This window comes from Xanthomonas sp. NCPPB 3583 (assembly GCF_041475715.2).
GTDB classification, from domain to species: Bacteria; Pseudomonadota; Gammaproteobacteria; order Xanthomonadales; family Xanthomonadaceae; genus Xanthomonas; species Xanthomonas euvesicatoria.
In genome coordinates, this window is the sequence record NZ_CM191263.1 from 958794 (window position 1) to 984451 (window position 25658).

Consider the following 25658-nt stretch of genomic DNA (forward strand, 5'->3'; position numbering starts at 1 on the left):
GCAGGTGAGTGGCTTTGCCCCGTACCCTCAACCCCCCTCCCGCGGGGAGAGGGGCTTGAGCGGCGGTTGGCGTCGTTGTCCCTTCTCCCGCAAGGCGGGAGAAGGTGCCCCGTAGGGGCGGATGAGGGCGCGTACGCAGCCACGTGCTATCCGGCAGGTGAGTGGCTTCGCCCCCTTACCCTCACCCCAATCTCTCTCACGCGGGGAAAGAGACTCTATTTCGTCACGCCCGTACGCGTGCGGGACCGTCGTTAGCCGAAGCCTTCGCAACCTGCCACTTCCTGGCGTGGGCAACCCACCGACGACCCCAAAACCGCAACTGGGCCGCATCAGCGGCCCAGTCGTTATGCGTCTACCTAGCTTTCGCAGGAGCGGGACGATTATTTCAGCTTGGCGGCGGCACGCAGTGCGTCGGCGCGGTCGGTCTTTTCCCACGAGAACGAGGTCGCGCTGTGCTGCGCGCCGGTGCCGTCGGTGTAGGTGAAGTCCTTCGGCTTGCGGCCGAAGTGGCCGTAAGACGCGGTCTGCTGATACATCGGGTGGATCAGGTCGAGCATCTGGATGATGCCGAACGGACGCAGGTCGAAATGCTTGCGGATCAGCTTTTCGATCTGCTCGTCGGCAATCTTGCCGGTGCCGAAGGTGGTGACCGAAATCGAGGTCGGCTCGGCCACGCCGATGGCGTAGGAGACCTGCACTTCGCAACGGTCGGCCAGACCGGCGGCCACCACGTTCTTGGCGACATAACGCGCGGCATAGGCAGCCGAACGGTCCACCTTGGACGGATCCTTGCCGGAGAACGCACCGCCACCGTGACGCGCCCAGCCGCCGTAGGTGTCGACGATGATCTTGCGGCCGGTCAGGCCGCAATCGCCCACCGGGCCGCCGATCACGAACTTGCCGGTCGGGTTGATGTGGAACTTGGTGCCTTTGTGCAGCCACTTGGCCGGCAGCACCGGCTTGAGGATTTCCTCGCGCACCGCTTCGATCAGGTCCTTCTGCTTCACGCCCGGGTCGTGCTGGGTCGACAGCACCACCGCATCGATCGCCGTCGCCACGCCATCTTCATAGCGCAGGGTGACCTGCGACTTGGCGTCTGGACGCAGCCACGACAGCGCCGAGTTCTTCTTCTTGCGGATCTTGGCCTGCTGCTCGACCAGGCGGTGCGAGAGGTGGATCGCCGCCGGCATGAAGCTGTCGGTTTCGTTGGTGGCATAGCCGAACATCAGGCCCTGGTCGCCCGCACCCTGCTGCTCGGGATTCTTGCGATCCACGCCCTGGTTGATGTCCGGCGACTGCTTGCCGATCAGGTTGAGCACGCCACAGGTCTCGCCGTCGAAGCCGACGTCGGAGCTGTTGTAGCCGATGTCCAGGATGACCTTGCGGGTCAGCGCTTCCAGATCGATCCAGGCACTGGTGGTCACTTCGCCGGCCACGATCGCAACGCCGGTCTTGACCATCGTCTCGCAAGCCACGCGGGCGCGCTTGTCCTGGGCCAGGATGGCGTCCAGCACTGCGTCGGAGATCTGGTCGGCGATCTTGTCCGGATGGCCTTCGGAGACCGATTCGGAGGTGAACAGGTAGCTGGACATCAGGCTTATATCCCTTGATTCGGATGAAAAGATGGGTGCGGATGATACACGCCCCGTGTGTCGGTTGCATTGTGCGCCTGAATGGATCGGTTTGGGGTTAAGCCGACGTCGGTCCGCCGCCCGGGGGCGCGGGCCTGTGCGTTGCCCGTGACGATTAACTGCCCGGTGACGCAGCGGTGCCGGCCGGCCGCACCCCGCCTCAAACATCCCGATCCGTGCAGGTCCGGCCTGCTAGCATCGGCCGATGGATTCATTGACCCAGATCGTTCTCGGCGGCGCCATCGCTGCCGCCATCGCGCCGCCCGGACAGCGGCGTGCCGCCTTGTTGGCAGGCGCGGCACTGGGCACCTTGCCCGACCTCGACTCGCTGGCATTGCTGCCGCTCACCGACGACCCGGTCACCCTGATGACCGTGCACCGCAGCGTCAGCCATTCGTTGTTCGTGCTGCCGCTGGTGGGTTGGTTGATCTGGTGGCTGTTCCGCCGCTATGGCAATGGACGCGTGGCCAGCGCACCCACGCGCTGGTTCTGGGCGATCCAGCTGGCCTTGATCACGCATCCGCTGCTGGATGCGTTCACCGTCTACGGCACCCAGCTGTGGTGGCCGTTGCAGCCGCATCCGACGATGTGGTCGAGCGTGTTCATCATCGACCCGGCATACACGGTGTGGCTGTTGCTCGCCTGCGTGGTGGCCTGGTTTGCGCGCGCGCGCCCGTTTGCGCAACACGTGCTGGTGATCGGGTTGGTGGCCAGCACCGCGTATCTGGGCTGGTCGTTGATTGCCAAGCAACTGGTCGACCGCCAGGCCGATCGTGCGCTGGCAGCGATGGGCCTGGCCGATGCGCCGCGGTTCTCGGTGCCGATGCCGCTCAACACCTTGCTGTGGCGCGTGGTGGCGATGACGCCCAACGGCTATGTCATCGGCGAGCGCTCTCTCGTGGCCGACACCGGCCCGATGCACTTCCGTGGGTTTTCCAGCAACACCCAGGCGTTGGGCGAAGTGGCCAGGTTCGATTCGGTGCGTCGGCTGACCTGGTTCAATCGCGGCTTCATGCGCGCGCGCCTGGTCGACGATGACCTGATGCTCAGCGACCTGCGCATGGGCCTGGAGCCGGACTACAACTTCAACTTCGTGGTGGCCCATCGCGACAACGGGACGTGGCAGCCGATCGTGCCGCGGCAGGTGCAGGCGGCATATCGTGCGCCGGTGGCACGCGACCAGATCGGTGCAGTGCTGGGGCAGATGTGGCACCGCATCTGGCACGAGCCCCGCAGCACCGTGCTGACCGGCGACCTGGAAGCTGTCGGCGCTCCGGTCGTCGCGCCCGCATCGGCAACTCAATAAACCGTGGCGCGCGCCTGCACGAACGAATAGAAGAACACGGCGTCCGGGTCGCTGTGCACCTGCGCCAGCTCACGGTGCATGCCATCCACGGTGGCGGCCTCGACCGCGCCGGCCTGCAGCAATTGATCGGCCGCCGAGAGCAGCACTTCTTCCCAGAACCCGATCATGGTCTTGCGCCGGCCCGGTTCGCGGTTGTCCAGATGCAGCGTCTTGATCTGCGTGTGCACGTCGCGAAAGCCCCCGGCCAGCAGCAGGTTGCCCAGCTTGGCACCGACGAACGGGTCGCCGCCCTGGTCGTGCTGGAAATCGTTGAATGCCATCCAGTAGCGCCACAGGTTGGGCGAATACGGATGCAGCAGGAACGAAGCATTCATCACCTCGGTCACGTACACCGGCGAGCCGGGCAGCAGCACGCGCCGCACTTCGTTGAGCACGCGCGCAGGCGAGGGCACGTGTTCGAGCACCCAGCACAGAAACGCCGCATCGAACTGACGCGCCTCGAACGGTAAATCGCTCGCATCGGCCTGCTGCAGTGTGTAGCGTGCGCGGCACCACGCCAGCCGTTCGAGATTTGCCCGCGCCGCGCCCAGCTGCGCCTCGCTCAGATCCACGCCGGTGACATGCAGTTCGGGAAAACGGCGCAACAGGATTTCAGTCTGCGCGCCGACGCCGCTGCCCACTTCCAGCAGGCGCCGCGCGCCGCTGTAGTCGATCTGATTGAACAGCGTGGTTTCCAGCAAGCGCGCCTGTTTGAGCAGACGCGCCTGTTCGGTGGCGGAAAAGCCGTGCAGATAGGTGGGGGTGTCGCTCGGTGCGCTCATGCGTGCGGCTCCAGCAAGGCAGGAAAACTCAGGCAGCGTCCGATAGTGCGGGCGGCACGCCGGCGATCAAGGCATCGAAGTAATCACGCGTCAGGGCCAACTGGGCTTCGGGCGTTTCGGCGCGATTGACCACCGCCCGGAAGTCGGCGCTTTGCGGGTGGTCCTTGGCATACCAACCCAGATGCTTGCGTGCGATGCGCACGCCCTGCGGTTGGCCATAAAACGCGTGCAGCGCTTCCAGGTGGCCGAGCAAGGTATCGCGCACGAACGCCAGCGACGGCGGCGGCAATACCTCGCCGGTGGCCAAAAAATGTGCCACTTCGCCGAAGATCCACGGGCGGCCTTGTGCGGCGCGGCCGATCATCACGGCATCGGCGCCGGTCTCGCGCAGCACCTGAGCGGCTTTCTGCGGCGAGTCGATATCGCCATTGGCAACCACCGGGATCTGCAGCGCGGCCTTGATCTGCGCAATCGTCGCGTACTCGGCGCTGCCGGTGTAATGCTGGTCGCGGGTGCGTCCGTGTACGGCGAGCGCGGCGATGCCGCAGTCCTGCGCGATCCGCGCGATCGTCGGGCCGTTGCGGTGGTCGCAATCCCAACCGGTGCGGATCTTCAACGTCACCGGCACGTTCACTGCCTGTACCACCGCGGTCAGGATGCGTGCCACCAGGTCTTCGTCGCGCATCAGCGCCGAGCCGGCCCACGCGTTGCAGACCTTCTTGGCCGGGCAGCCCATGTTGATGTCGATCAACTGCGCACCGTGGTCGACGTTGTAGCGCGCCGCCTCGGCCAGTTGCTGCGGCTCGGTGCCGGCGATCTGCACGCTGATCGGGTCCGGCTCGCCGGCATGGTCCATGCGGTGCAGCGATTTGCGCGTGCCCCAGAAGCGCGGGTCGGAAATGGTCATTTCCGACACCGCCAGGCCCGCGCCCAGCCGCTTGCACAGCAGCCGGAACGGTTTGTCGGTAACGCCCGCCATGGGGGCGAGGATCACCTTGGGAGCGATGGAGTAGGAGCCGATCTGCATGGCGCTAGTGTAACTTCAGCGGTGACGGCCCTTCGCGCTGCCAACCCTGCGGCGGCCGGGCCGGCAGCAGGCGGGCCGCATGGCCGGCACCGCCGCTGTGGTATCGCCTACTGCCAGACGGCCAGATTATCCAGGTACAGCTTGGCCTGGGTGCCTACACTGGCGCGGTATTCGACGATGTTGTTGCCGGCACGCAAGGTTGCCGTCAGCGGACTGCTGGCCCAGTCGCTGGCCGAACTGGTCTGGGCGAAGGCCGGGGTGCCGACACGCACGCCATTGACGTACAGGTCTACGCTACCGACGCTTGTGCCCGGTGCGGAATAGCGCGTGGCCAGCGTATAGCTTCCCGCCTGCGGCACGTTGATGGTGGTCCGCAAACGCGCGCCGGGGTTGCCGCCGAAGTCGACATAGCCCAACCCCTGGTAGTTGTGCACTGCGCCGGAGACGCCATTGGCGACAAGGCTGCCGATGCGCAGGAAGTCGAAGTTCTCCGCTTCGTATTGCCGCACGCCGGTATAGGCGGGTGGCGCAGCCGGTGCCTGCAGTGGTGTGACCGCCGCGGCGCTAGCGCGTCCGGTGGCCGAGCCGGAGCACTGGATGGTGATGTCCAGCGGCCCGTTGTGGGCGACGTTCAAGGTCAGACCATCGCCGCTGGGCGTGGCGGTGATGGTACTGGCCTGGTGCTCGCCGCGATCGGCAAAGGTATAGGTCGGCGTGGCGCTGGCGCCGCTGATGGTGATGGTGTCGGTCTTGAGCGGGCCGGTTTCCGAATCGAAATTGGTCAGGTAGACCGACACCGCGTCGGCGAACTCCTTGACCACGCCCGTCGTGTAGGGGCCGTAGGTCATGTTGAGCGCGGCGCAACTGTTGTACTTCAGGTTGAACGCGCCGCTGGCAGTCTTGTTGGTCTTGTAGGGGTTGTAGGTGACCCAGGTGTTGTCTTGACGTGCCACATAGAGATCGCCGGTGGATTCCTGCGGGAACAAGGCATTCAGTTCCTGGGTCTTGGCGGCGATGGAGGGCCAGCGGGTGGCGTACGCGCTGCGCTTGACCTGTACGGGGAAGGATTTTGCAAGGTCATCGCTCAACTGCCACATGGTCGGGATGGCGGGGTAGCGCCCGGTCTTCTTGTACCAGCTGTGCTGGTTGAGATAGGTGCCGTCGTCGTCCATCAGATACAGGCCGGAGAACAGCGTTTCCGGCGATGCATACAGACTCTGATCGTTGCCGCTGGTGGTGTCGTCGACCACTGCCAGCTTGGTGCGGTCGATCACCTGCTGGCGATCGAGGATGTGCAAGGTGCCGTCGAGAATCTTGCGGTAGACATCCATATGGATGTTCTTGAACTGCGGGAAGAACTGCCAGCGCCGCGTGTTGTAGCCGTCGGCGGTGGTCCCGTTTGGCAGGCTTTGAACGGTATCGGTCCAGATCAGTTCCGGGCCATCGAAATAGGTTTCGCCGGTCAGCGTCAGGTGCTCGATCAGATGCGGGGCGCCCGCGGCCAGAGGATAGGCGCTGCCATCGGCGGCGTACCAGCCGCTGCTGTCAGGACGGATGCCGTAATGGCCCGCAAATCCCGACAGAAACATGCCCAGGCTGACGCTTTCGATGTCGTGGTAGCCGTAGTTCATCGTGAACTTTTCTTGGATGATGAAATTCTTGGCATAGCTGCCCAGGGCGGTGCGTAAGGCCTCGTTGCGCTTGACCATTGCCAGCGGGTTGATGTTTGCGCCCCAGAAGCCGCCGGTGAAGCTCACCGCCAGATAGCCGCCGTACTTGTTGGTCAGCTTGAGCAGGTTGGCCCAGTGCTCCCAGCGCTGCGCTGCCGAGACCGAGCAGGCTTCGTCGAATCCCCAGAACTGCTCGGCGTAGTTGAAACCGAGGAAGTTCGGGTAGTCGCGGAAGAACTCACCGTAGACCGTCGATTCCAGATCGGTGCCGTTGGGATAGTCGGGGAAGTGGCTGAAGCCGCCGCTGGACGGTTGCACCATCGCCCAGACACCGTTGGCCGCAGCTGTCTTGATCCACGAGCGTGCCGTCTCGATCCCGTTCGCCACCTGGTTCCAGTTGCACTGATTGTCGGTGGCGCCTTTGTGACTGATCGAGAGCGAGATCAGCAGAACCGTGTAGGGGCGCAGGTCTGCAGGAATCAGGTCGATGATCTTCTGCGGATCGGCGGCGTTCCAGGTGTCGGCATGGATCACGAACATCGGCTTGTCGGGCGCGAGGCTGCGCCGGAATGCCGGGTCGATACTGGCGCTCGCCGTTGCCGTGGACGCCTGCGTGGCGGTTGGCGCCATGGCGCGCGGGGCGCTCACGGTGACCGTCGCCGCCGGCGATGGGGTCGCAGCGGTGCCGGCATCGGCGGCATCGCCGCCACAGGAGCTGAGCAGGCAGGGAAGTAAGACGCAGGGCAGCAGGAATGGCGTGCGCGATCGACGCAGGATCATCGGTAGTTCCGTTGAGCTTGGGGGGCAGGGCCAGGCATACCGCGTCACTGCCATTGCGTGAGGCGGTAATGCGCCAGTCGACGATGCAGACGCATCTCGGCAAGCCGCGCCGCCAGGAGCGTCCTCGCATGACAACAGGCAATGGTCGTGGTACGCCCGGTGGTGCGGCGATAGTAGGCAAGCGCAGATAGCGCGCTAGCGCGTGCAGCCGATCAGCACGCTTTATGCGATGCGCTTTCGTTTTTCGAGCACCCAAAACAGCGCTGGGTCACGTGGCGTCGCGATGGCGCAGCCGGTGGTGTGACGTTGGCAGCAGAGCGTGCGCAGCGTGGCGAAAGCAGACATGCGCTCGTTGCAGCGTCACATCGTTCGGCGCGATGCGCAGCGACGCGGCCAACCGCTTGTCGCGATCGTCATTGGGCGCGGGACATGCACGCGCATTCCTGGAAAAAACCTGGGCGCCTGCGTGGGTGCGGTGTCGAGGGCATGCGCGCGTGGCGCACGCCAATGGCAGTGAACCGTGGTCTCAGTCGTCCGCGCGCAGCCGCGGCATCGACACCGCCGCACCTTCCACCTCGGTGGAGCGCGCCGCATAACGGGTGGCAAAGCGCACGTGGGTTGCGAAGCTCGCAGCCGGCACCTGCGCCAGCGAGGCAACCAGCGCACCGTTGAAGGCATCGCCCGCGCCGGTGGTGTCGATGGTCTGCGCGCTTTCCGCGCCCACGCGGTAATGCGCCTGGCTATCGCCGCGCAGCTGTTCTTCGGCGTGCGAAATGAAGGCGCCCACCGCGCCCAGGGTCACCACTACGGTACCGCCCGGCAGCAGCTTGCGGCACAACGAATGCAACGTATTGCCGTCCAGCGCGGCGACGTCGTCGGCATTGATGCGCTCGCCGACATGGCGACCGAGCAGTGCGGCGAATTCGGTTTCGTTGGGCGTCAGCACATCCGAGAGCTTGAGCAGGCCAATCGAGGTCGGTGCATTGGCCGGCGCGGCATTGAGCACGGTCAGCACGCCACATTCGTGCGCCAGCGCCAGTGCGGACTCGATCGTCTCGGCCGGGGATTCCAGCTGCGCCAGCAACACCTTTGCCGCAGCCACCAGCGGGCGTTGGTTCTCGATGAAGGCGGGGCTCAACACGGCGTTAGCGCCGGCGCCGATCACGATGGTGTTGCGGCCGTGCCCGTCGACATAGATGCCGCCGGTACCGGTCGGTTCATTACTGGGCTCGGCGATCAGCGAAAAGCCATCCTGCGCGGCCAGCGAGCGCGCCAACGCACCACCGGCGTCGTCGCCCAGCGCGCACAAGAAATGCGTCTTGGCGCCAGCGCGTGCGGCCGCAACCGCCTGATTGAAGCCCTTGCCGCCCGGGCCGGTGCTGTAGCGCCCGGCGATGGTCGCGCCCGGCACCGGCAAGGCATCGCAGCGCCACACGTGATCGACATTGAAGGACCCGACAACGACGACCGAACTCATAAATACCTTGCCTTGAATGACTGACTTGAAAGACTGGATGAAACGCGGCGTGCAGTGATTAGACCGTCACGCCGATGAACCCGCACCGCCTCAACCGAAATGCGACAGCACACCGGCAATGGTAGCGGTCATGAAGGTGGCGATCGAACCGCCGAGCACCGCACGCAGGCCGAACTTGGCCAGATCGTGACGACGTTCCGGCGCCAGCCCGCCGATCCCGCCGATCTGGATCGCGATCGAGCTGAAATTGGCGAAGCCGCACAGCGCGTAGGTGGCGATCAGGCGACCTTCTGCGCTCAGGCCTACGCCCGGCACTTCGCCCTTGACGATGCGCGACAACTCGCTGTAAGCGACGAACTCGTTGATCACCACCTTCTGGCCGATCAACGACCCGACCGTGGTCGCATCCACCCACGGGGTACCGATCACCCAGGCGATCGGCGCCAGCACGTAGCCGAAGATCGTCGACAGGTTGGTCGGGCGGCCCAGTAGCGCGGCGGCGCCGGTGACCTCGCCCAGCCAGGTCAGCGGTGCGTTGATCAGCGCGATCAGCGCGATGAAGGCCAGCAGCATCGCGCCGATGTTCAGCGCCAGGCGCAGGCCATCGCCGGCACCGGCCGCGGCCGCATCGATGACATTGCTGGTGGTTTTTTCCACTTCCATCTTGACGGTGCCGCGGGTCAGCGGGGTGCCGGTTTCCGGCACCAGCAGCTTGGCGACCACCAGCGTGGCGGGCGCGGCCATGATGCTGGCGGCCAGCAGGTGCTTGGCATAGAACGCCTGTTGCGCCGGATCGCTGCCGCCGAGCATGCCGACGTATGCAGCCAGCACGCCACCGGCGATATGCGCCATGCCGCCGATCATCATCGTCAGCAGCTCGGACTGGGTCATCTTGGGGATATACGGGCGCACCGTCAGCGGCGCTTCGGTCTGGCCGATGAAGACGCTGGCGCACACGCTGGTGGTTTCCGCACCGGAAACGCGCATCACCTTGGTGATCGCCCACGCCATCGCACGCACCACCATCTGCATCACGCCCAGGTGGTAAAGCACGCCCATCAGCGCCGAGAAGAAGATGATGGTGGGCAGCACCTGGAACGCAAAGATGAAGCCGTAGCTGTCGATGTTCATCAGGTTGCCGAAAATGAAGGTGGACCCTTCATTGACGAAACTCAGCACCTTGACGAAGCCCTTGCCCAGCGCGTCGAACACGTCGCGCCCGCCCGGCACCAGCAACACCAGTGCGGCGAACGAGATCTGCAGGGCCAGACCGGTGGCGACCAGCTTCCAGTCGATCGCGCGGCGGTTGCTCGAAAACAGCCAGGTGATGCCGATGAGCACCGCCAGACCGAACAGGCCGAAACCGATCCTTCCCAAACCTTCGACCATTCCAATCCCCGGGCTGCTGACGGCAAAACGGGAAGCCTAGAGCAGGGGGTGACAGGGGGCAAGGCGAGGGGCATTCAGATGGCCTCGGTCGGCCCACAGACGAGAGGGGGCGGGCAGGGGCAGGCCCGCGCTGGCGCGCTGTGGGACCGTGCTTGCGCAAAGTCGGGAGTCCGCATGGGCGAGGTGGGCGGTGTTCATCGCGTGGCGGCGCGGCTGTGGCGGTCGTGGCGCCCGCCCGGATGCGGTGTTCACCGTCATGCGTCAGCGTTCGGGGGAACTGCCGCGCAGCCTGGAGTGGCTGAAGCGCGTGATTGGATCTACTGCTGCGACTGCTACGGCTGTCGTTGCTGCTCCGCTTCATCGGGCGGGGTGTCTTTGGTGCAGATGGCCTGGGACGGTTGGCGTTTGTGCGCGAGTGCTGCTGACCGTTGCACGCATGTCCGCCGGCGTCATGCGCTGGTGTCTCCAGGCACGGTGCCGCATCCGGTGTCGGGGCACGCCGTCAATCCGTCCATGCGGCTGGTTGGCGCATGCATGCCACCAATGGCCCCACCCTGGTTGCGACGCCACACGCCGGCGATTTTGCCTGTTGATCGGCAAGCAGTCGCTGCAGCAAGGTCTCGCGTCTGTCACGTGTGGATAGGCGTGGAAACGCCCATGCAAGCCGAGGCATTCGGTGCAGATAACCACCAACGGCAGACCAACACCGACAAAAGCGCCGATCACGATGCATGCGCAGTGCAGGCGGTGCTGCGAACACGCAGTCGAGCCGGGAACAGGTCGATGCACGGCGCTGCACACGCCGCGCGCTGTGCCTGCCCGACGCCACGGCCTACACTGCGCACGCCGGTCCAGGGCAGGTGCCCTGGAGGTTGCGGGAGTTCGCCATGCTTTACCGACGTCTGGGTTCCACCGGGCTGCAGCTATCGGCCTTGTCGTTCGGGGCCTGGGTCACCTTCGGCAAACAGATCGGGCGCAGCGAAGCGCGCAATCTGATTGCCGCCGCCTGGGACAACGGCATCAATTTTTTCGATAACGCCGAGGTCTACGCGCGCGGCCGCGCCGAGGAAGTGATGGGCGATGTGATCGCCGATCTGCGTTTGCCGCGCGATGGCTTCTGCGTGTCGAGCAAGGTGTTTTTCGGTGCGGTCGACAGCCCGCGGCCGACCCAGCGCGGGCTCTCGCGCAAGCATGTCACCGATGCCTGCCACGCCGCGCTCAAGCGCCTGCGCGTGGAGTACCTGGACCTCTATTACTGCCATCGGCCCGATCCGGACACCCCGATCCAGGAAACCGTACGCGCCATGGATGCGCTGATCCGCCAGGGCAAGGTGCTGTACTGGGGCACATCCGAATGGAGCGCCGCGCAGTTGCGCGAGGCCATCGCGATTGCCGAACGCGAACATCTGCATGCGCCGGCGATGGAACAGCCGCAATACAACCTGCTGCATCGCGAGCGGCTGGAGCGCGAATACGCGCCACTGTGCGAGAACGGGCTGGGCACCACGATCTGGTCGCCGCTGGCCTCGGGCCTGCTGACCGGCAAGTACAACGCGGGCGTGGAGGCCGACAGCCGTCTGGGCCAGCCGGGCAACCAATGGTTGCAGGACGAAGTGCTGGGCGCGCCGGAAGCGCGCCGGCTGGAGCGCGCCCGCGCGTTCTGCGCGGTGGCGGCCGAGCTTGGCCAGTCGCCGGCGCAGTTGGCCATCGCCTGGTGCCTACGCAACCGGCATGTGTCCAGCGTGATCCTGGGCGCGAGCCGGGTCACACAGTTGGAAGAGAACCTCGGTGCCCTGGACACCCTGGATCAGGTCGATGACGCCGGGTGGGCACAGGTGGAGTCGAGCACGCGCTGAGCCATTGGGTCGATCGAGTGCTGCGGTGGATGCTTGTAGTAGTCACCGCAGCTGAGGGCAGCGACACACGTCCGTTCGATTGGCGCGATCAATCGAAGACTAGAGAGCGATTTAAACATCCGGCCTTTCAAATGAGAATGGCTCTTGATCATTAAATGAGAATGGTTATTATTTGTCTGGCCAACCGACTGGAGAACCAGATCATGACCGCCCACCCCGTGCTGCTTCGCTCCGAACCGGTCAATCTGCGCGACCGCGCCACGCCGCGCGCCGTGCCCGCCGAAGACCTCATCAGCAGCCAAGCGCTGCTCAAGGGCCGGCGTGAAGTGCTGATCCAGCACGGCGATCGCGTCTATCGCCTGCGCCACACCAGCAACGACAAGCTGATCCTGACCAAATAATCCAGCCACTGGGCTGCGCACAGCCACTGTGCGCAGCCGCTGCCGCAACGATCGTCGTGCGCCGTCAGTGCCGATGACGCGATCCTGCTCTGCGCGCAACGCCCGATTGCCATCGCATCCCATCTTTGCGTACTCGCTCAACGCGTGTGCGCAAGATCGCAGCGGGCGCTGCCGCCGCCGCCCGCCACTCAACTCCATCTTCCCTGCCGCGTTTGGCTTATGCCGCACGCGCCGCCGGGGGACGCGTAAAGGTTCCTGATGATCCGCCTGCATCCGCTGGTGGTCGCGCTGTCGCTGGCGCTGCCCGCTATTTCCTTGTGTGCCCGTGCTGCCGAACGCGATGCCGGAGCGGAGGGTGCGCGTGAGGTGCACGACTTCGACCGGCTCCAGGTCACCGCCACGCGCACCCAGCGCGCGCTGGTGGATGTGCCCAGCACGGTGGATGTGATCGATCGCGAACAGCTCGACAACCAACTGGTGCGCGAACTCAAGGATCTGTTCCGCTACACGCCGGGCGTATCGGTCACCAGCACCAGCGGCCGCTTCACCGGTGCCAACGGCATCCGCATCCGCGGGCTGGATGGCAACCGCGTGGCGATGCTGGTGGATAACGTGCCGGTGTCGGACACCTTCAGCTTCGGCAGCTATCTCAACGCCAACCGTAACTTCGTCGACCTGGAAACACTCAAGCGCGTGGAAGTGGTACGCGGGCCGGCCAGTTCGTTGTACGGCTCGGATGCATTGGGCGGCGTGGTCGCCTTCGTCACCAAGGATCCGTCGGACTATCTGAGCGCAGACAAGCACAGCTACGCCGGCCTGAAGTTCGGCTACGAAGGTGACTGGAACGGCCTGTTTGCCGGTGCCACCGGCGCGTTCGGTGGCGAACGCTGGAGCGGCTTGGTGGCGGTGAGTCATCGCCAGGGCCAGGAGGCGCAAAACCAGGGCGATGACCGCAGCCGCGATTTCACCCGCACCGCGGCCAATCCGCAGCGCATCGATGGGCGCAGTGTGCTCGCCAAACTGGTGTACGCCCCAAGCGCACAACAGCGCTTCAAACTCACGGTCGAAGGCAACGAAGACTACGGCAGCATCGATGCATTGACCGGCATCGACACGCGGAGTCCGACGGCGTCGCTACGCATCCTGTCGCAGCAAGGACGCGATCATCAGACACGTGCGCGGGTCTCGCTGCGGCATGAAGTCGATGCGCTGGATTCCGTGTGGGCCGACGATCTGCAGTGGCAGCTGTATCGCCAGGACAGCGAGAGCCTGCAACGCACCAACGAACTGCGCGGCAACACCACGCGCCGGCATAACGAACACAATTTCGATCAGCGTGTTTACGGCCTGCTGGTCAACGCGCATAAGTCCATCGAAACCGGCACCCTCAGCCACGAGATCACCTATGGGCTGGATGGCACCTGGACCGATACGCGCGCCAAGCGCGACGGCTATTCGGTCAATCTGGCCAATGGCGTGGTGAGCAACCGCGTCGGTCAGGACGTGTTTCCGGTGCGCGACTTCCCGATGAGCGAAACCACCAAGCTCGGGTTGTATGCGCAGGACGAGATCGGCCTGCTCGATGGCCAGCTGTCGCTGACGCCGGGCGTGCGCGTGGATTATTTCCGGCTGTCGCCGCAGGTGGACGACATCTTCCGCGAAGACAATCCCGGCGTTGCCGCCGAGACCATCGACGAGACCCAGGTGTCTCCCAAGTTCGGTGCGGTGTGGCGGTTTTCGGACGCCTGGTCGGCGTACGCCAACTATGCGCATGGCTTCCGCGCGCCGCCGTACAACGACGTCAATATCGGTTTCACCAATCTGCAGGCGCGCTACACCGCCATCGCCAATCCGGATCTGAAATCGGAGACCAGCCGCGGCGGCGAACTGGGCCTGCGTTTCAACGATGCGGTCGGCTATTTCGGGCTCGCCGTGTACTACACCGACTATCGCAACTTCATCGAATCGTATGCGCCGGCTGGCGTGAATGCCGACGGACTGGCGCTGTTCCAGTCGCGCAACGTGGACGATGTGGTGATCAAGGGCGCAGAGGCGCGCGCGGGCATCGATCTGGGCATGCTGGCGGGTTGGCAAGGCTGGTCGTTGAACAGTGCCGTTGCCTATGCGGAAGGCGACAACCTCACCGACGGCACGCCGCTCAATTCGGTCGACCCGTTGCGCGGCACGCTTGGCATGGCCTTCGACAGTGATCGCTGGGGCGCAGAAGTGATCGGTACCTTTGTGGCCCGCAAACATCGCCCGCAGCTGGACAGCTATTACACGCCGGCCGGCTACGCCACGCTGGACCTGATGGGGCATTGGGAGTTCGCGCCTGGCGCCAAGCTCACCGCCGGCATCTTCAACCTGGCCGACCGTCGTTACGTGGACTGGAATGCGTTGCCCAACGGCACGCTTGCCAGCAGCACCGTGGTCGATCGCTTCACCGCCGCCGGGCGCACCGCCTCGGTCAGCCTGGCCGTGAGCTGGTAGCGGCCATGCCCATCGTCCGCCCACTGCCGTTGTCGTCGACCGTGCGTGCCACCCGCCGCACGCTGCCGCGCCCGGCGCAGCTGGCGGCCCTGGGTACGGTGCTGTGCCTGTATCGCCCGGCCCTGGGCAATGAACTTGAGGGCTGGCAGCACGCGGTCGACGCGGCGGCCTGCCGGCAGCTGGACAGCGACGGCGTGCGCGAAGGCGTTTGCTTCTTCGATGCCGACGGACAGTGCTGCTGGCGGCTCTACCTGCTGCCGGACAGCGATTTTCTCAGCTGGGACCGGCTGATCTGCCAGCTGCCGCCATTGGCGATGGAGAACCAGGCGCTGGGCGTGGGCGAGCGCCTGTGGCGTCGGCTGGCCGGGCGCATGCGCGGCGAGCACTGGCGTCTGAGCGCGCTACGCCTGCAGGCCGGTGGCGACCACGCGTCGTCGCTGGCGGCCAGCCTGGCCACCGTGTCGGCCCTGGGTGCCGAAGTCGCTGCGCGATTGGCGAACGATGAGGGCATCGACGGACGGGTGGCGGTGGATGATTGCTGTTGCGCGCGCGCCGCCGCGCTGCGGGCGACCTCGCCTGCCACTGCCGGTAGCGCCCCGGCGGCCATGCACGCTGCCTTGCTGCGGCTGCGCCGCTGATGTTCCTGAGACCACCACCGAGAATCGAGATGAACCGAGTACTGCCCTGCTGCCTTGTCGCCACGTTGAGCCTGTTGCCGCTGTCGGCGATTGCCGACGCCGCCGCTGCCGATCCCGAACGGGATCGCCAGAGCATCCTGGCGATGCAGGGCGAATACGCGGTGGACTTCGCCTTCGACGAAACCGTGCTGCTCAAGCCAGGTTACGAGCGCGCCTCGGCGATGCGCAGCGGCGCCAACGAGGTGGTCATCGTGGTGGAGGATTCGCCACGCAAGCTGGTGTTGCAGCATCTGCTGGTCGACGAAAAGACCAGGCATGTGACCAAGCACTGGCGGCAGGATTGGGTGTACGAAGCGCCGCAGCGTTTCGAATTCACCGCCGACCAGACCTGGCAGGTGCGTGCGCTGCCGGCATCGGCCACGCAGGGCGCATGGACGCAATGCGTCTTCGAGGTCAGCGATGCGCCGCGCTATTGCGGCACCGGCCGCTGGGACTACGCCGATGGCCATCCCACCTGGACCAGCGATCTGAGCTGGCGCCCCCTGCCGCGCCGTGAGTACACCAAGCGCAGCGACTACAACGCGCTGTCGGTGATCAACCGGCACACGCTCACGCCCAACGGCTGGACCCACGAACAATTCAACACCAAGGTGCTGCGCAAGCCCGACGGCACCCAGGAAGCGATTGCACGCGAGTTCGGCTTCAACGATTACCGCAAGACCACCGAGGTGGACTTCGCCCCGGCCTATGCGTACTGGAAAGGCACACAGGGGTATTGGGCCAAGGTGCGCGCGCGCTGGGCCGCATTCCTGCAAACGCCACCGGGCCTGCATCTGAAAACCAAGCCGGACGGCATGGCGATGATCGTGCCGATGTTCGAGCAGGCTGAGTCAGCGCAGAAGGGCAAGCCGGTCAAGGACGCGCAAATCGATGCGGTGTTCGCACGGTGGGTCGAACCGGCGAACTAGGCACCCTGACGCCGTAGGAGCGCATCCGAGCGCGATATGGCATTCCCGGTAAGGCCAATCACACCGCAGGGGGCTCTTGCGAGGTCGCGCCCGGGTGCGCTCCTACGAGCGAGAGGGTGCTTTGCCTTTATTCCTTGAACATCAGGAACGCGGCCACCAGGATCAGGCCGAACGCGGCCCAATGGTTCCACTTCAGCGACTGCCCCAGGTAGAAGGTGGAGAAACCGGCAAAGACCAGCAGCGTGATCACTTCCTGCATGCCCTTGAGCTGCGGCGCCGAATACACCGCGCTGCCCAGACGGTTGCCAGGCACCTGCAGGCAGTATTCGAAGAACGCGATGCCCCAGCTGACCAGGATGGCGATCATCAGCGGCGTGGTCTTGTACTTCAGGTGCCCGTACCAGGCGAAGGTCATGAACACGTTGCTGGCGATCAGCAGCAGAACCGGGTACAGGTAGGCGGTGAAGGGGGCAGTGGGCATGGCGGCGAGCGGCAGAGAATGGGGGCCGAAGCATAAGCCAACTTCGTTAAGCGCACGCGACCGTGCCGCCGGGGCCGCGCTAGCGCTGCATGCCCCAGCGACGCACCGTGAGCCGCTCGATCGCCTGGAACACCACGCCCTCCACCAGCAGCCCCAGCACGATCACCATCGCCAGCCCCGCGAAGACCTTGTCGGTGTAAAGCTCATTGCGGTTCTGGAAGATGTACCAGCCCAGGCCGCCCTGGCCGGAGGTGGCGCCGAACACCAGTTCGGCGGCGATCAGGGTGCGCCAGGCGAATGCCCAGCCGATCTTCAGCCCGGACAGGATCGCCGGCAGCGCCGCCGGAACCAGCAGTTGCGCTACATAGCGCGGGCCGCGCAGGCCGTAGTTGCGCCCGGCCATGCGCAGCGTGTCCGGTACCGCCTGGAAGCCGGCGTAGGTGGTCAGCGCCAGCGGCCACAGCACCGAGTGCACCAGCACGAACACCAGGCTGCCGGTGCCCAGCCCGAACCACAGCAAGGCCAGCGGCAACAGCGCAATGGCCGGCAGCGGGTTGAACATGGCGGTCAGCGTGCCGAGCACATCGCGGCCCCAGCGCGTGGAAGCGGCCAGCGCGGTCAGCACGAACGCCAGCAGCACGCCCAGCGCATAACCTTGCGCCAGAACACGCAACGACGCACCGACCCGGCGCAGCAGTTCGCCCGACAGCAGCCCGTCGTAGAACGCGCGCGCGGTCTGCACTGCGCCGGGCAGCATCAGATCGTCGCCGACCAGCCGCGCGGCGATCTCCCATGCCGCGACCAAGACCACCAGCACCAATGCCTTGCGCAGCCAGGGCGGTGCGTGCCAACGCGTGGGCGTGGTCGCGGCGCCCAGGGCAGGGTCCAGCGGGGTCAGTGCCACTTCGTACTCGGGCCGCACCGGTGGAATCGGCGGCACTGCGCTTGCGGTGCTGCGGCTCATGTCAGCGCCTGGCGTTGGCGCAGGGACGGGCGACGCAGCGGTGCCACCTTGTCGTCGTCCAGCGTGTCATCGGGCAGATCGAACAGCAGCCGGTGAATGCGTTGCGCGGTCTGCTGGAAGGCCACGCTGCCGGCACTGTGCGGGCCGAAGGCATGCGCGTTGAGTTCGGCGCGCACCTGGCCCGGGTGCGGCGACAACAGCAGCACGCGATTGCCGACCACCAATGCTTCTTCGATGGAATGGGTGACGAACAACAGCGTGAAGCGCAATTGTTCCCACAATTCCAGCACTTGCTCCTGCATGCGCGAACGCGTCAGCGCATCCAGTGCCGCGAACGGTTCATCCATCAGCAGGACACGCGGGCGCATCGCCAGGGCGCGTGCGATGGCCACACGCTGCTTCATGCCGCCGGACAAGGTGTGCGGGTAAGCATCTGCAAATCCGCTCAGCCCGACCTGGGCCAGACTGTCGTCTGCCCGCTCGCGCGCCTCGGCACGGCCGAGTTTGCGCGCCGCACGCAGCCCGAACACCACGTTCTCGCGCACGGTTTTCCATGGTGCCAACTGGTCGAATTCCTGGAACACCACCACCCGGTCCGGCCCGGGACCGGTGACCGCATGACCCTGCAGGCGGATCTGTCCTTCGCGCGGCGCAACGAAACCGGCCACCGCCTTGAGCAAAGTGGATTTACCGCAGCCTGAGGGCCCCAGCAGCACGAAGCGGTCGGCTTCGTGCACATCGAAGCGCACGCGATGGGTCGCGCGCACCACGCGCTGGGCCGAAGCATATTCCAGGCTGACATGATCGACCTGCAGCAGGGGCGTGCTCATCGCTCAGCTCCCGCCCGCAATCAGCGGGTCGTCGAAAAAGTAATCGCCCACCTTGCCCGGCGCCTGCTTGATCGCCCCGCTGTGCTGCATGAACTTGCCCAGCCCCAGCGTGTTCTGCGGTGCCACGGTGAACTGCACTTTCGGGTCCTTGAGGATCTGCAGCACCAGCGCGCGATCGATGCCCGAGCCATTACGACGCAGGAAGATATCGGCCGCCTGCTCCGGATGGGCCGTGACGAACTTCGCCGCCTGGTCCAGTGCGGCGACAAACGCGCGGTAGGTCTTGGGATTGTCCTTGCGGAATTTTTCGGTGGCGTACAACACCGTTGCCGACGACGGGCCGCCTTCGATCTCGTAGGAACTGGTGACGATATGCGCGGCCGGGTTGCGCGCCAGTTCCTGCTCCTGAAACGGCGGGCTGGCAAAATGCGCGGTGATTTCGGTACGCCCACGGATGATCGCCGCGGCGGCATCCGGATGCGGCAAGGCGACTTGTAGCGCGTCGAGCTGATGGGTGCCCTTGTCGCCCCAACGTTGTTGCGAGGCGTGTTGCAAGAAACGTGATTGCACGGAGACACCCGTCGCCGGCACCGCAATGCGGTCCTTTGGCGTGAAATCGCCGATGGACTTGATGCGCGGATTGTTGCTGATCAGGTAGTACGGGAAATTGCCCAGCGATGCGACGCCGCGGACATTCTGGCGGCCGCGCGTGCGGTCCCAGATGGTGAACAACGGCCCGACACCGGCACCGGCGATATCGATCGAACCGGTCAACAACGCATCGTTGACTGCCGCCCCACCGGAGAGCTGCAGGAATTGCACGTCGATGTCCACACCGGCGGCCTTGCCCTGCTGTTCGATCAACTTCTGGTCCTGCGCCACGTCCAGCAGCAGGTAAACGATGCCGAATTGCTTGGCGATCCGCAGCTTGCCTTCGGCTTGCGCATGCGCGCTATGCAACAGCGGCAACGCGGCCAACACCAGCAGCGCGATGGCCCGCGAAAAACGCCGGTGCGGCAAAGGAGCGTGGGAAGAGACGGTCAAACGCATGCGGCGCTCCAGTCGGGAAGGGGAGGGAACAGGTGCAGGCTCAGAACGGTGCATCGCCTTCGATGGTGGTGCGGTTGAGCCGACGGCGCAGATGATCCGGCGTACCCGCCGCCAGATGCATCACCGAGCGGTTGTCCCAGAACACCATGTCGTGCGGCTGCCAGCGATGCCGATACACCAGCGCATCGCGCGTGGTGTGTTCGAACAACCTCTGCAACAGCGCGCGGCTTTCGTCCTCGGGCAAACCGACGATGCGCGTGGTGAAATGCTCGCTGACGAACAGTGCCTTACGGCCCGTCTCCGGATGCGTGCGCACCACCGGGTGCTGCACCGGTGTCACTTCGGCAATCTGCTCCGGCGTCAGTGCCGGCCGCCACGGATTGCGGGCGCGCAACTCCTCGTACTTGGCCAGATAACTGTGTTCGGCGCGCAGGTCCTGCACGGCGCGTTTGAGCGATTCGGGCAGCGTTTGCCATGCCAGGTGCTGGTTGGCAAAGAGGGTGTCGCCGCCTTCGCCGGGCAGCTCCTGCGCATGCAGCAGCGACCCCAGGCTCGGTGTTTGCTTGTACGACAGATCCGAGTGCCAGTAATGCCCGGCATCGCCCAGGCCGATCGGCTCGCCGTTCTCCTTGATGTTGGACACCACCAGCACTTCCGGGTGCCCGTGCAGTTGAAAGTTGCGTAGCACGTGAATCTGCAGCGGCCCGAAGCGACGGCTGAATTCCACCTGCTGGGCCGGTGTGATGCGTTGATCGCGAAACACCAGCACGTGGTAATCCAGGTGCGCGCGGTGGATACGCGCGAAGGTGGCGGCGTCCAGCGGTTGCGCAAGGTCCAGCCCGATCACCTCGGCGCCCAGCGGAGCGTCGAATGGCACGATCCTGACGCTGGAGCTCTGCACGGGGGAAGACGCATCGCGCGGCGTGTGCACACGCGCTGCGGAAGTGATGCTGGCCATGACGTGGCACCTCGACGGCAACGAAAGGCCGCCTGGGCCGGCGGCCGGACGTACCACTCTAGGCAGTCGTGTCACCGCTGCGAACGTACGATTTGCAAGGTGCTTATGCGCTGCAGACATATGCAGCACTCACAGAAGAGCAAGGCCCCTCACGCTGCGCGCCACAGCGTCCGTGAGCTGGCCTGCAGCACAGCCACCGGGCCGCGCGTCGCATGCCGTTGCCCGCATGCGACGCGTTTTACCCGCGCTTATTCGCTCCGCAATGCCAACGCCGGCGGCGTGGACAGGATGCGCCGCGTGCCCGACCAACCCGCCAACAGACTCAAGGCCAGCCCGAATGCGCCGCCGAGCAGCAGGCGCGGCCAATCCGGTGTCAACGCCATCTCGAACGCCTGCTTCCCGACGACCGCGCCGATCACGGCCGCAGCGGTCACCGCCAGCGTCGCCGCCAGCAAGCCAAGCGCGCCGAATTCCACCAGCACCGCACCGCGTAGCTGGCCACGGCGTGCGCCCAGGGTGCGCAACACTGCGCTGTCGTAACGGCGTTCGCCCGCGGTGGCCTGCAATGCGGCCAGCAACACCAGCATGCCGGCCAGCAGGCTGAAGCCCATCACCAGTTGCACCGCCTGTGCCACCTGGTCGATGACCTCGCGCACGCGGCCCAGGATGGCATCGATATCCAGCAACGAAATGTTCGGATAGTCGCGACTCAGCGCCGCCAGCTTGGACGCATTGCCCGGCGGCAGGTGGAAGGCGGAAATCAGGTTGTACGGCGCATCGCCGACCGATCCTTGATTGAGCAGCAGGAAGAAGTTGACCCGGAACGAATCCCAGTCGGCCTTGCGGATGCTGGTCACGGTGAACGTGCGTTGCTGTTCGCCCAGCAGCAGGGTGATGCGATCGCCCAGTTTGAGCTGGTAGCGCTGCGCCCAGCCTTCTTCCACCGAGGCTTCCGCCGCGGTGCTGTCGGCCGCCCAGAACTTGCCCTGCAGCAGCGTATTTGCCGGCGGGAACGCGTGGCGCCAGGAAAAATTCACCGGGCGGTTGTCGCCGTCGCCGTCGTCGGCCGGGTCGCGGTCGCCACGCACCGGCGGTTTGTCGTTGATGGCCACCAGGCGCCCGGTGGAAAACGGCTCCACGGCCGCATCCTTCACCCCCAGACCGCGCAGCGTCTGCAGCACCGGCTGGGTTTGTTCGGGCTGGATGTTCATCAGGAAGTAGTTGGGCGTATCGGCCGGCAGGCGGTCGCGCCATTGGCCGAGCAAGCCCGGGCCGACCACCGCCAGCAGCAACAGCGCGCACAACGACAGCGACAGCCCGACCAGTTGCACCACGCTCAAGCCGCGGCGCCGTGTCAGCGAGGCCAGGCCAAGTTTCCAGGCACCGCGCAGGCGGTGCTGGATCGGTCGCAGCAACGCGAGCAGGCCCAGCCCCAGCAACATCGCCACCAGTGCCAGCGCGGCCAGGCCGCCCAGCACCCAGCCGGCCAATACCAGGTTGCCGGTGGCATAGACGGTGAGCGCCAGCGTGGCGGCCAGGGCGGCGCCATACACCAGCAACGAACTCGGTGGCACTGCAGCAAAGCTGCGGTTGAGCACGCGCATCGGTGGCACGTTGCGCAGCCGCAGCAGCGGCGGCAGGCCGAAGCCCAGCAACAGCACCAGGCCGATGCCTGCACCGGCCAGGGCCGGGGTGGCCTGCGGCAGCGGCAACCGGTTCGGGATCAGGCTGCCCAGCGCCTGCACCAGGCCTTCCTGCGCAAGCATGCCAAGCCCGATACCGACCAGGCAGGCCGGAATCGCCGTCAGCAGCAACTGCAGCGACAGCATTGCCAGGATGTCGCGCTGGCGGGCGCCCAGGCAGCGCAAGACCGCCACGGTGTCGATGCGTCGCATCGCAAACCGGTTCGCTGCCAGGGCCGTGGCCACGCCGGACAACAGCACCGCCAGCAACGCCGACAAGGCCAGGAAGCGGCCGGCGCGATCAAACGCTGCACGCATGCCGCGTTGGGTGTCTTCGATACCCACCAGGCGATACTCGCTGGCGCGTGGCTTGAGCCAGGCGCGCAAATCGGCGATGGCATCCGGTGCGCCGGCGAACATCAACCGATAGGAGGCGCGGCTGCCTGGGCCGAGCAGGCCGGCGCCGTCGATATCGGCGCGATTGACCAGCAGCGGCGGCGAGAGCTGCATCAGCTCCCCGGAGGCATCGGGCTCGGCGCGCAACACGCCGGTGATGGTCAGATGGCCGGCACCGAATTCCAGTTGCTCGCCCACGTGCAGGCCCAGCGCTTCGAGCAGGCGCGGATCGGCATAGGCCTGGCCCGGCGGCGGTGCGCTGGCGACGCTGCCTTCCGTCCCGGTGCCGTCCTTGGACACCAGCAACTGCCCGCGCAGCGGGTAGCCGGGGCCAACGCCGCGGATATTGGCCATCTGGCTGGCATCGCCATGGAACAGCACGCTGGGAAAGCTGACCATGCGCGTGCTCTGCAGGCCGCGTCGCTGGGCTTCTGCGGCGAAGTCGGCTGGGATCTCCTGCCGCCCGGTCACGCCCAGATCGCCGCCGAGCACTTCGGCCGCGCTGGAGGTCAGCGCGAGCGTCACCCGGTCGACCAGGGTGCCCACCGCGGTCATCACCGCCACGCCCAGCACCAGCGCGGCGAACACCGTCAGCAGATCGCCGGCCAGGAATTCGCGGCGCACGGCGCGCGCGGCTTGGCGCACGACGTTCATGCCGCCGGACCGGTCTGTGCGTGCAGGCGGCCGCTGTCGATGCGGTAGATGTGCCTGCAGCGCTGCGCCAGGCTCATGTCGTGTGTGACCAGCACCAGGGTGGTGTCGCTGGTGGCATTGAGCGCGAACAACAGGTCGCTGATCTGCGCGCCGGTGGCCTGGTCGAGGCTGCCGGTGGGCTCATCGGCGAACAGGATGCGCGGGCGGGCCACGAATGCGCGCGCCAACGCCACGCGTTGCTGCTCGCCACCGGACAGCTGGCGCGGGTAATGCCGCGCACGTGCACTCAGGCCCACGGCCTCCAGCACTTCGCGCACCCGCGCCGGATCCTCGCGCCCGGCCAGTTCCAGCGGCAGTGCGATGTTTTCTTCGGCAGTCAGCGCCGGCAGCAGGTGAAAACTCTGGAACACGAAGCCGACGTCGCGGGCGCGCAGCGCAGCGCGCGCTTCTTCGTCGAGCTGGCCCAGGTCCTGGCCCGCCAGCGCAATGCTGCCGCGGCTGGGCAGGTCCAGCCCGGCCAGCAGGCCGAGCAGGGTGGTCTTGCCGGAACCGGACGCGCCGACGATGGCGATGCTGTCGCCTTCACTGACCGTCAAGCTCACGTTGTCGAGGATGTGGAGCGTTCCCTCCGGGCCACTGACGGACTTGCCGACCTCGCGAACGTCGATGGCGGTGCGGGTGCTGGAGCGGGGGGCCAGACTGTCGATGAGGAATCTCCGAATGCGTGAAAGAACACTGCGATATGGCGTGCTGGCCCTGTGGCTGCTGACACTCTCCCTGCTTGCGCCGGGGATTGCCTCTGCCAGAAGTCCGGTCGCCACTGCGCCGATCCTGGTGGTGGGCGACAGCCTGAGCGCTGCGCACAACATCCCGGTGCAGTCCGGCTGGGTGACCTTGCTGGACCAGCGCCTGAAGCGTGACATGGCGACGCCCCCGGCAGTCGTCAATGCCAGCATCAGCGGCGAAACCACCTCCGGCGCGCTGACCCGGCTGCCGGGCCTGCTGGAAAAGCACCGCCCCGGCGTGGTGGTCATCGAGCTCGGCGGCAACGACGCGCTGCGCGGGCTGACCCCGGCCCAGCTCAAGGGCAACCTGGAAAAGATGATCCAGCTCAGCCAGCAAGCCGGCGCCAACGTGCTGCTGCTCGGGATCGACGTGCCGCCCAATTACGGCCCAGCCTACCGCGAGCGGCTCAAGGCGACCTATGCGGACCTCTCCACACAGTACAAGACCGCACTGGTGCCGTTCTTCCTGGAAAAGGTCGCGCTGCAGCCCGGTCTGATGCAGGCAGATGGTCTGCACCCCACCGCCGCCGCGCAACCGAAGGTGCTGGAGACGGTATGGCCGGCATTGCGCCCGCTGCTCGGCCGCTAAATGCCGCGGAAGACGAAACGTTATCCGGTCTTCACGCTCTTTCCACCGTCGATCCGGCATGTTTCACAAAGCTGAAGACCGAGGAAAGTCCATGCGTCAGACCAAGGAAACGTCCGGCCTCGTGCTGGTCGTCGAAGACAACCGCAATATCTCCGAAATGATCGGCGAGTACCTGGAAGGCCGTGGCTTCGAGGTCGACTACGCGCAGGACGGCCTGGACGGCTACCGTCTTGCCGCGGAGAACAGCTACGACGTGGTCGTGCTGGATCTCATGCTGCCACGCCTGGACGGCATCGAAGTGTGTCGCCGCCTGCGTAACGACGCACGCAAGTCCACCCCGGTGTTGATGCTGACCGCCCGCGACACGCTGGACGACAAGCTCACCGGCCTGGGCTTTGGCGCCGATGACTACCTGACCAAGCCGTTCGCGATTCAGGAACTGGAGGCGCGCCTGCGTGCCCTGATCCGCCGCGAGCGTCGCCAGGTGGGCTCGGAAGTGCTCAAGGTCGCCGACCTAGTGCTGGACCCGGTGAGCATGCGCGCCACCCGTGCCGGCACCGAGCTGCAGCTCTCGCCGATCGGCCTGCGCCTTTTGACCATCCTGATGCGCGAATCGCCGCGTGTGGTCACCCGCCAGGAAATCGAGCGCGAAATCTGGGGCAACGGCTTGCCCGATTCGGACACCCTGCGCAGCCATCTGTACAACCTGCGCAAGATCATCGACAAGCCGTTCGACCGTCCGCTGCTGCACACCGTGCAGAGCGCCGGCTATCGCATCGCCGACATCGCCCAACCGATGGCGTGATGTCACGCGC

The 25658-nt window shown here is 65.8% G+C and carries 22 protein-coding genes; 8 read left to right on the forward strand and 14 right to left on the reverse strand.

Annotation, left to right across the window (positions count from 1 at the left end):
* Nucleotides 1–380: 380 nt before the first annotated feature.
* Complete coding sequence (metK, locus tag ACCQ07_RS04160; protein WP_005910819.1) at nucleotides 381–1592, reverse strand: methionine adenosyltransferase; 1212 nt, start codon at nucleotides 1590–1592, stop codon at nucleotides 381–383.
* Nucleotides 1593–1836: 244 nt separating this feature from the next.
* Between metK and ACCQ07_RS04165 the strand changes: the two genes are divergently transcribed.
* Nucleotides 1837–2937 (forward strand): metal-dependent hydrolase, encoded by a 1101-nt coding sequence (locus ACCQ07_RS04165; RefSeq protein WP_011346451.1) that lies wholly within the window; start codon nucleotides 1837–1839, stop codon nucleotides 2935–2937.
* Here the strand turns inward: ACCQ07_RS04165 and ACCQ07_RS04170 are convergent.
* The 6 genes from ACCQ07_RS04170 to ACCQ07_RS04195 all read right to left on the reverse strand — a co-directional run bounded on the left by ACCQ07_RS04170 (nucleotide 2931) and on the right by ACCQ07_RS04195 (nucleotide 10101).
* Nucleotides 2931–3758: a class I SAM-dependent methyltransferase gene (locus ACCQ07_RS04170; protein WP_065628434.1), complete on the reverse strand. Its 828-nt coding sequence runs from the start codon at nucleotides 3756–3758 to the stop codon at nucleotides 2931–2933. The two genes, ACCQ07_RS04165 and ACCQ07_RS04170, sit on opposite strands and share 7 nt — an antisense overlap.
* A gap of 28 nt (nucleotides 3759–3786) precedes the next feature.
* Nucleotides 3787–4785, reverse strand: coding sequence for a tRNA dihydrouridine synthase DusB (gene dusB, locus ACCQ07_RS04175; protein ID WP_071117989.1), 999 nt, complete (start codon nucleotides 4783–4785; stop codon nucleotides 3787–3789).
* A 107-nt stretch (nucleotides 4786–4892) separates the two neighbouring features.
* Complete coding sequence (locus ACCQ07_RS04180; RefSeq protein ID WP_372363820.1) at nucleotides 4893–7235, reverse strand: glycoside hydrolase family 98 domain-containing protein; 2343 nt, start codon at nucleotides 7233–7235, stop codon at nucleotides 4893–4895.
* Between the two features lie 222 nt (nucleotides 7236–7457).
* Nucleotides 7458–7580: a hypothetical protein gene (locus ACCQ07_RS04185; protein WP_256127295.1), complete on the reverse strand. Its 123-nt coding sequence runs from the start codon at nucleotides 7578–7580 to the stop codon at nucleotides 7458–7460.
* Between the two features lie 181 nt (nucleotides 7581–7761).
* Nucleotides 7762–8712, reverse strand: coding sequence for a ribokinase (locus ACCQ07_RS04190; RefSeq protein ID WP_008573562.1), 951 nt, complete (start codon nucleotides 8710–8712; stop codon nucleotides 7762–7764).
* Between the two features lie 90 nt (nucleotides 8713–8802).
* Complete coding sequence (locus ACCQ07_RS04195) at nucleotides 8803–10101, reverse strand: NupC/NupG family nucleoside CNT transporter (RefSeq protein ID WP_008573564.1); 1299 nt, start codon at nucleotides 10099–10101, stop codon at nucleotides 8803–8805.
* Between the two features lie 887 nt (nucleotides 10102–10988).
* Between ACCQ07_RS04195 and ACCQ07_RS04200 the strand changes: the two genes are divergently transcribed.
* From ACCQ07_RS04200 to ACCQ07_RS04220, 5 genes are all read left to right on the forward strand, one after another.
* Complete coding sequence (locus ACCQ07_RS04200) at nucleotides 10989–11957, forward strand: potassium channel beta subunit family protein (protein ID WP_014089419.1); 969 nt, start codon at nucleotides 10989–10991, stop codon at nucleotides 11955–11957.
* A 161-nt stretch (nucleotides 11958–12118) separates the two neighbouring features.
* Nucleotides 12119–12358, forward strand: coding sequence for a hemin uptake protein HemP (hemP, locus tag ACCQ07_RS04205; protein WP_029818708.1), 240 nt, complete (start codon nucleotides 12119–12121; stop codon nucleotides 12356–12358).
* Between the two features lie 258 nt (nucleotides 12359–12616).
* A complete protein-coding gene (locus tag ACCQ07_RS04210) occupies nucleotides 12617–14848 on the forward strand; it encodes a TonB-dependent hemoglobin/transferrin/lactoferrin family receptor (RefSeq protein WP_372363821.1) in 2232 nt (743 codons plus the stop codon).
* Nucleotides 14849–14853: 5 nt separating this feature from the next.
* On the forward strand, nucleotides 14854–15486 hold the full coding sequence (locus ACCQ07_RS04215) for a ChuX/HutX family heme-like substrate-binding protein (protein WP_372363822.1): 633 nt from the start codon (nucleotides 14854–14856) through the stop codon (nucleotides 15484–15486).
* Nucleotides 15487–15515: 29 nt separating this feature from the next.
* Complete coding sequence (locus tag ACCQ07_RS04220; RefSeq protein ID WP_372363823.1) at nucleotides 15516–16454, forward strand: DUF6607 family protein; 939 nt, start codon at nucleotides 15516–15518, stop codon at nucleotides 16452–16454.
* 127 nt (nucleotides 16455–16581) lie between these two features.
* On the opposite strand, the gene ACCQ07_RS04225 is transcribed toward ACCQ07_RS04220, so the two are convergent.
* The 7 genes from ACCQ07_RS04225 to ACCQ07_RS04255 form a co-directional block, all read right to left on the reverse strand.
* Nucleotides 16582–16935 carry a DMT family protein gene (locus ACCQ07_RS04225; RefSeq protein WP_005910790.1) on the reverse strand — a complete coding sequence of 118 codons (354 nt, stop codon included), beginning with the start codon at nucleotides 16933–16935 and terminating at the stop codon, nucleotides 16582–16584.
* A 79-nt stretch (nucleotides 16936–17014) separates the two neighbouring features.
* Nucleotides 17015–17899 (reverse strand): ABC transporter permease, encoded by an 885-nt coding sequence (locus tag ACCQ07_RS04230; RefSeq protein WP_065628439.1) that lies wholly within the window; start codon nucleotides 17897–17899, stop codon nucleotides 17015–17017.
* Nucleotides 17896–18729 (reverse strand): ABC transporter ATP-binding protein, encoded by an 834-nt coding sequence (locus ACCQ07_RS04235; protein ID WP_008573580.1) that lies wholly within the window; start codon nucleotides 18727–18729, stop codon nucleotides 17896–17898. The genes ACCQ07_RS04230 and ACCQ07_RS04235 overlap by 4 nt, the downstream gene beginning before the upstream one ends.
* 3 nt (nucleotides 18730–18732) lie before the next feature.
* A complete protein-coding gene (locus ACCQ07_RS04240; protein ID WP_372363824.1) occupies nucleotides 18733–19779 on the reverse strand; it encodes an ABC transporter substrate-binding protein in 1047 nt (348 codons plus the stop codon).
* A 40-nt stretch (nucleotides 19780–19819) separates the two neighbouring features.
* A complete protein-coding gene (locus ACCQ07_RS04245) occupies nucleotides 19820–20737 on the reverse strand; it encodes a TauD/TfdA dioxygenase family protein (RefSeq protein ID WP_372363826.1) in 918 nt (305 codons plus the stop codon).
* A 248-nt stretch (nucleotides 20738–20985) separates the two neighbouring features.
* Nucleotides 20986–23469, reverse strand: coding sequence for an ABC transporter permease (locus ACCQ07_RS04250; RefSeq protein WP_008573586.1), 2484 nt, complete (start codon nucleotides 23467–23469; stop codon nucleotides 20986–20988).
* Nucleotides 23466–24065: an ABC transporter ATP-binding protein gene (locus ACCQ07_RS04255; protein WP_005910777.1), complete on the reverse strand. Its 600-nt coding sequence runs from the start codon at nucleotides 24063–24065 to the stop codon at nucleotides 23466–23468. Before ACCQ07_RS04255 ends, ACCQ07_RS04250 begins: the two co-directional genes overlap by 4 nt.
* A gap of 109 nt (nucleotides 24066–24174) precedes the next feature.
* On the opposite strand from ACCQ07_RS04255, the gene ACCQ07_RS04260 reads away from it, so the two are divergent.
* Together ACCQ07_RS04260 and ACCQ07_RS04265 are read left to right on the forward strand one after the other, a co-directional pair.
* Nucleotides 24175–24843 (forward strand): arylesterase, encoded by a 669-nt coding sequence (locus ACCQ07_RS04260; protein ID WP_218504965.1) that lies wholly within the window; start codon nucleotides 24175–24177, stop codon nucleotides 24841–24843.
* Between the two features lie 91 nt (nucleotides 24844–24934).
* A complete protein-coding gene (locus ACCQ07_RS04265; RefSeq protein ID WP_002811889.1) occupies nucleotides 24935–25648 on the forward strand; it encodes a response regulator transcription factor in 714 nt (237 codons plus the stop codon).
* Nucleotides 25649–25658 lie beyond the last annotated feature (10 nt).

What these genes read in the sequence shown, in the direction of transcription:
- metK (WP_005910819.1), bottom strand. Translation starts at nt 1,592, where the DNA reads ATGTCCAGCTACCTGTTCACCTCCGAATCGGTCTCCGAAGGCCATCCG.
- ACCQ07_RS04165 (WP_011346451.1), top strand. Translation starts at nt 1,837, where the DNA reads ATGGATTCATTGACCCAGATCGTTCTCGGCGGCGCCATCGCTGCCGCC.
- ACCQ07_RS04170 (WP_065628434.1), bottom strand. Translation starts at nt 3,758, where the DNA reads ATGAGCGCACCGAGCGACACCCCCACCTATCTGCACGGCTTTTCCGCC.
- dusB (WP_071117989.1), bottom strand. Translation starts at nt 4,785, where the DNA reads ATGCAGATCGGCTCCTACTCCATCGCTCCCAAGGTGATCCTCGCCCCC.
- ACCQ07_RS04180 (WP_372363820.1), bottom strand. Translation starts at nt 7,235, where the DNA reads ATGATCCTGCGTCGATCGCGCACGCCATTCCTGCTGCCCTGCGTCTTA.
- ACCQ07_RS04185 (WP_256127295.1), bottom strand. Translation starts at nt 7,580, where the DNA reads ATGTCTGCTTTCGCCACGCTGCGCACGCTCTGCTGCCAACGTCACACC.
- ACCQ07_RS04190 (WP_008573562.1), bottom strand. Translation starts at nt 8,712, where the DNA reads ATGAGTTCGGTCGTCGTTGTCGGGTCCTTCAATGTCGATCACGTGTGG.
- ACCQ07_RS04195 (WP_008573564.1), bottom strand. Translation starts at nt 10,101, where the DNA reads ATGGTCGAAGGTTTGGGAAGGATCGGTTTCGGCCTGTTCGGTCTGGCG.
- ACCQ07_RS04200 (WP_014089419.1), top strand. Translation starts at nt 10,989, where the DNA reads ATGCTTTACCGACGTCTGGGTTCCACCGGGCTGCAGCTATCGGCCTTG.
- hemP (WP_029818708.1), top strand. Translation starts at nt 12,119, where the DNA reads ATGGTTATTATTTGTCTGGCCAACCGACTGGAGAACCAGATCATGACC.
- ACCQ07_RS04210 (WP_372363821.1), top strand. Translation starts at nt 12,617, where the DNA reads ATGATCCGCCTGCATCCGCTGGTGGTCGCGCTGTCGCTGGCGCTGCCC.
- ACCQ07_RS04215 (WP_372363822.1), top strand. Translation starts at nt 14,854, where the DNA reads ATGCCCATCGTCCGCCCACTGCCGTTGTCGTCGACCGTGCGTGCCACC.
- ACCQ07_RS04220 (WP_372363823.1), top strand. Translation starts at nt 15,516, where the DNA reads ATGAACCGAGTACTGCCCTGCTGCCTTGTCGCCACGTTGAGCCTGTTG.
- ACCQ07_RS04225 (WP_005910790.1), bottom strand. Translation starts at nt 16,935, where the DNA reads ATGCCCACTGCCCCCTTCACCGCCTACCTGTACCCGGTTCTGCTGCTG.
- ACCQ07_RS04230 (WP_065628439.1), bottom strand. Translation starts at nt 17,899, where the DNA reads ATGAGCCGCAGCACCGCAAGCGCAGTGCCGCCGATTCCACCGGTGCGG.
- ACCQ07_RS04235 (WP_008573580.1), bottom strand. Translation starts at nt 18,729, where the DNA reads ATGAGCACGCCCCTGCTGCAGGTCGATCATGTCAGCCTGGAATATGCT.
- ACCQ07_RS04240 (WP_372363824.1), bottom strand. Translation starts at nt 19,779, where the DNA reads ATGCGTTTGACCGTCTCTTCCCACGCTCCTTTGCCGCACCGGCGTTTT.
- ACCQ07_RS04245 (WP_372363826.1), bottom strand. Translation starts at nt 20,737, where the DNA reads ATGGCCAGCATCACTTCCGCAGCGCGTGTGCACACGCCGCGCGATGCG.
- ACCQ07_RS04250 (WP_008573586.1), bottom strand. Translation starts at nt 23,469, where the DNA reads ATGAACGTCGTGCGCCAAGCCGCGCGCGCCGTGCGCCGCGAATTCCTG.
- ACCQ07_RS04260 (WP_218504965.1), top strand. Translation starts at nt 24,175, where the DNA reads ATGAGGAATCTCCGAATGCGTGAAAGAACACTGCGATATGGCGTGCTG.
- ACCQ07_RS04265 (WP_002811889.1), top strand. Translation starts at nt 24,935, where the DNA reads ATGCGTCAGACCAAGGAAACGTCCGGCCTCGTGCTGGTCGTCGAAGAC.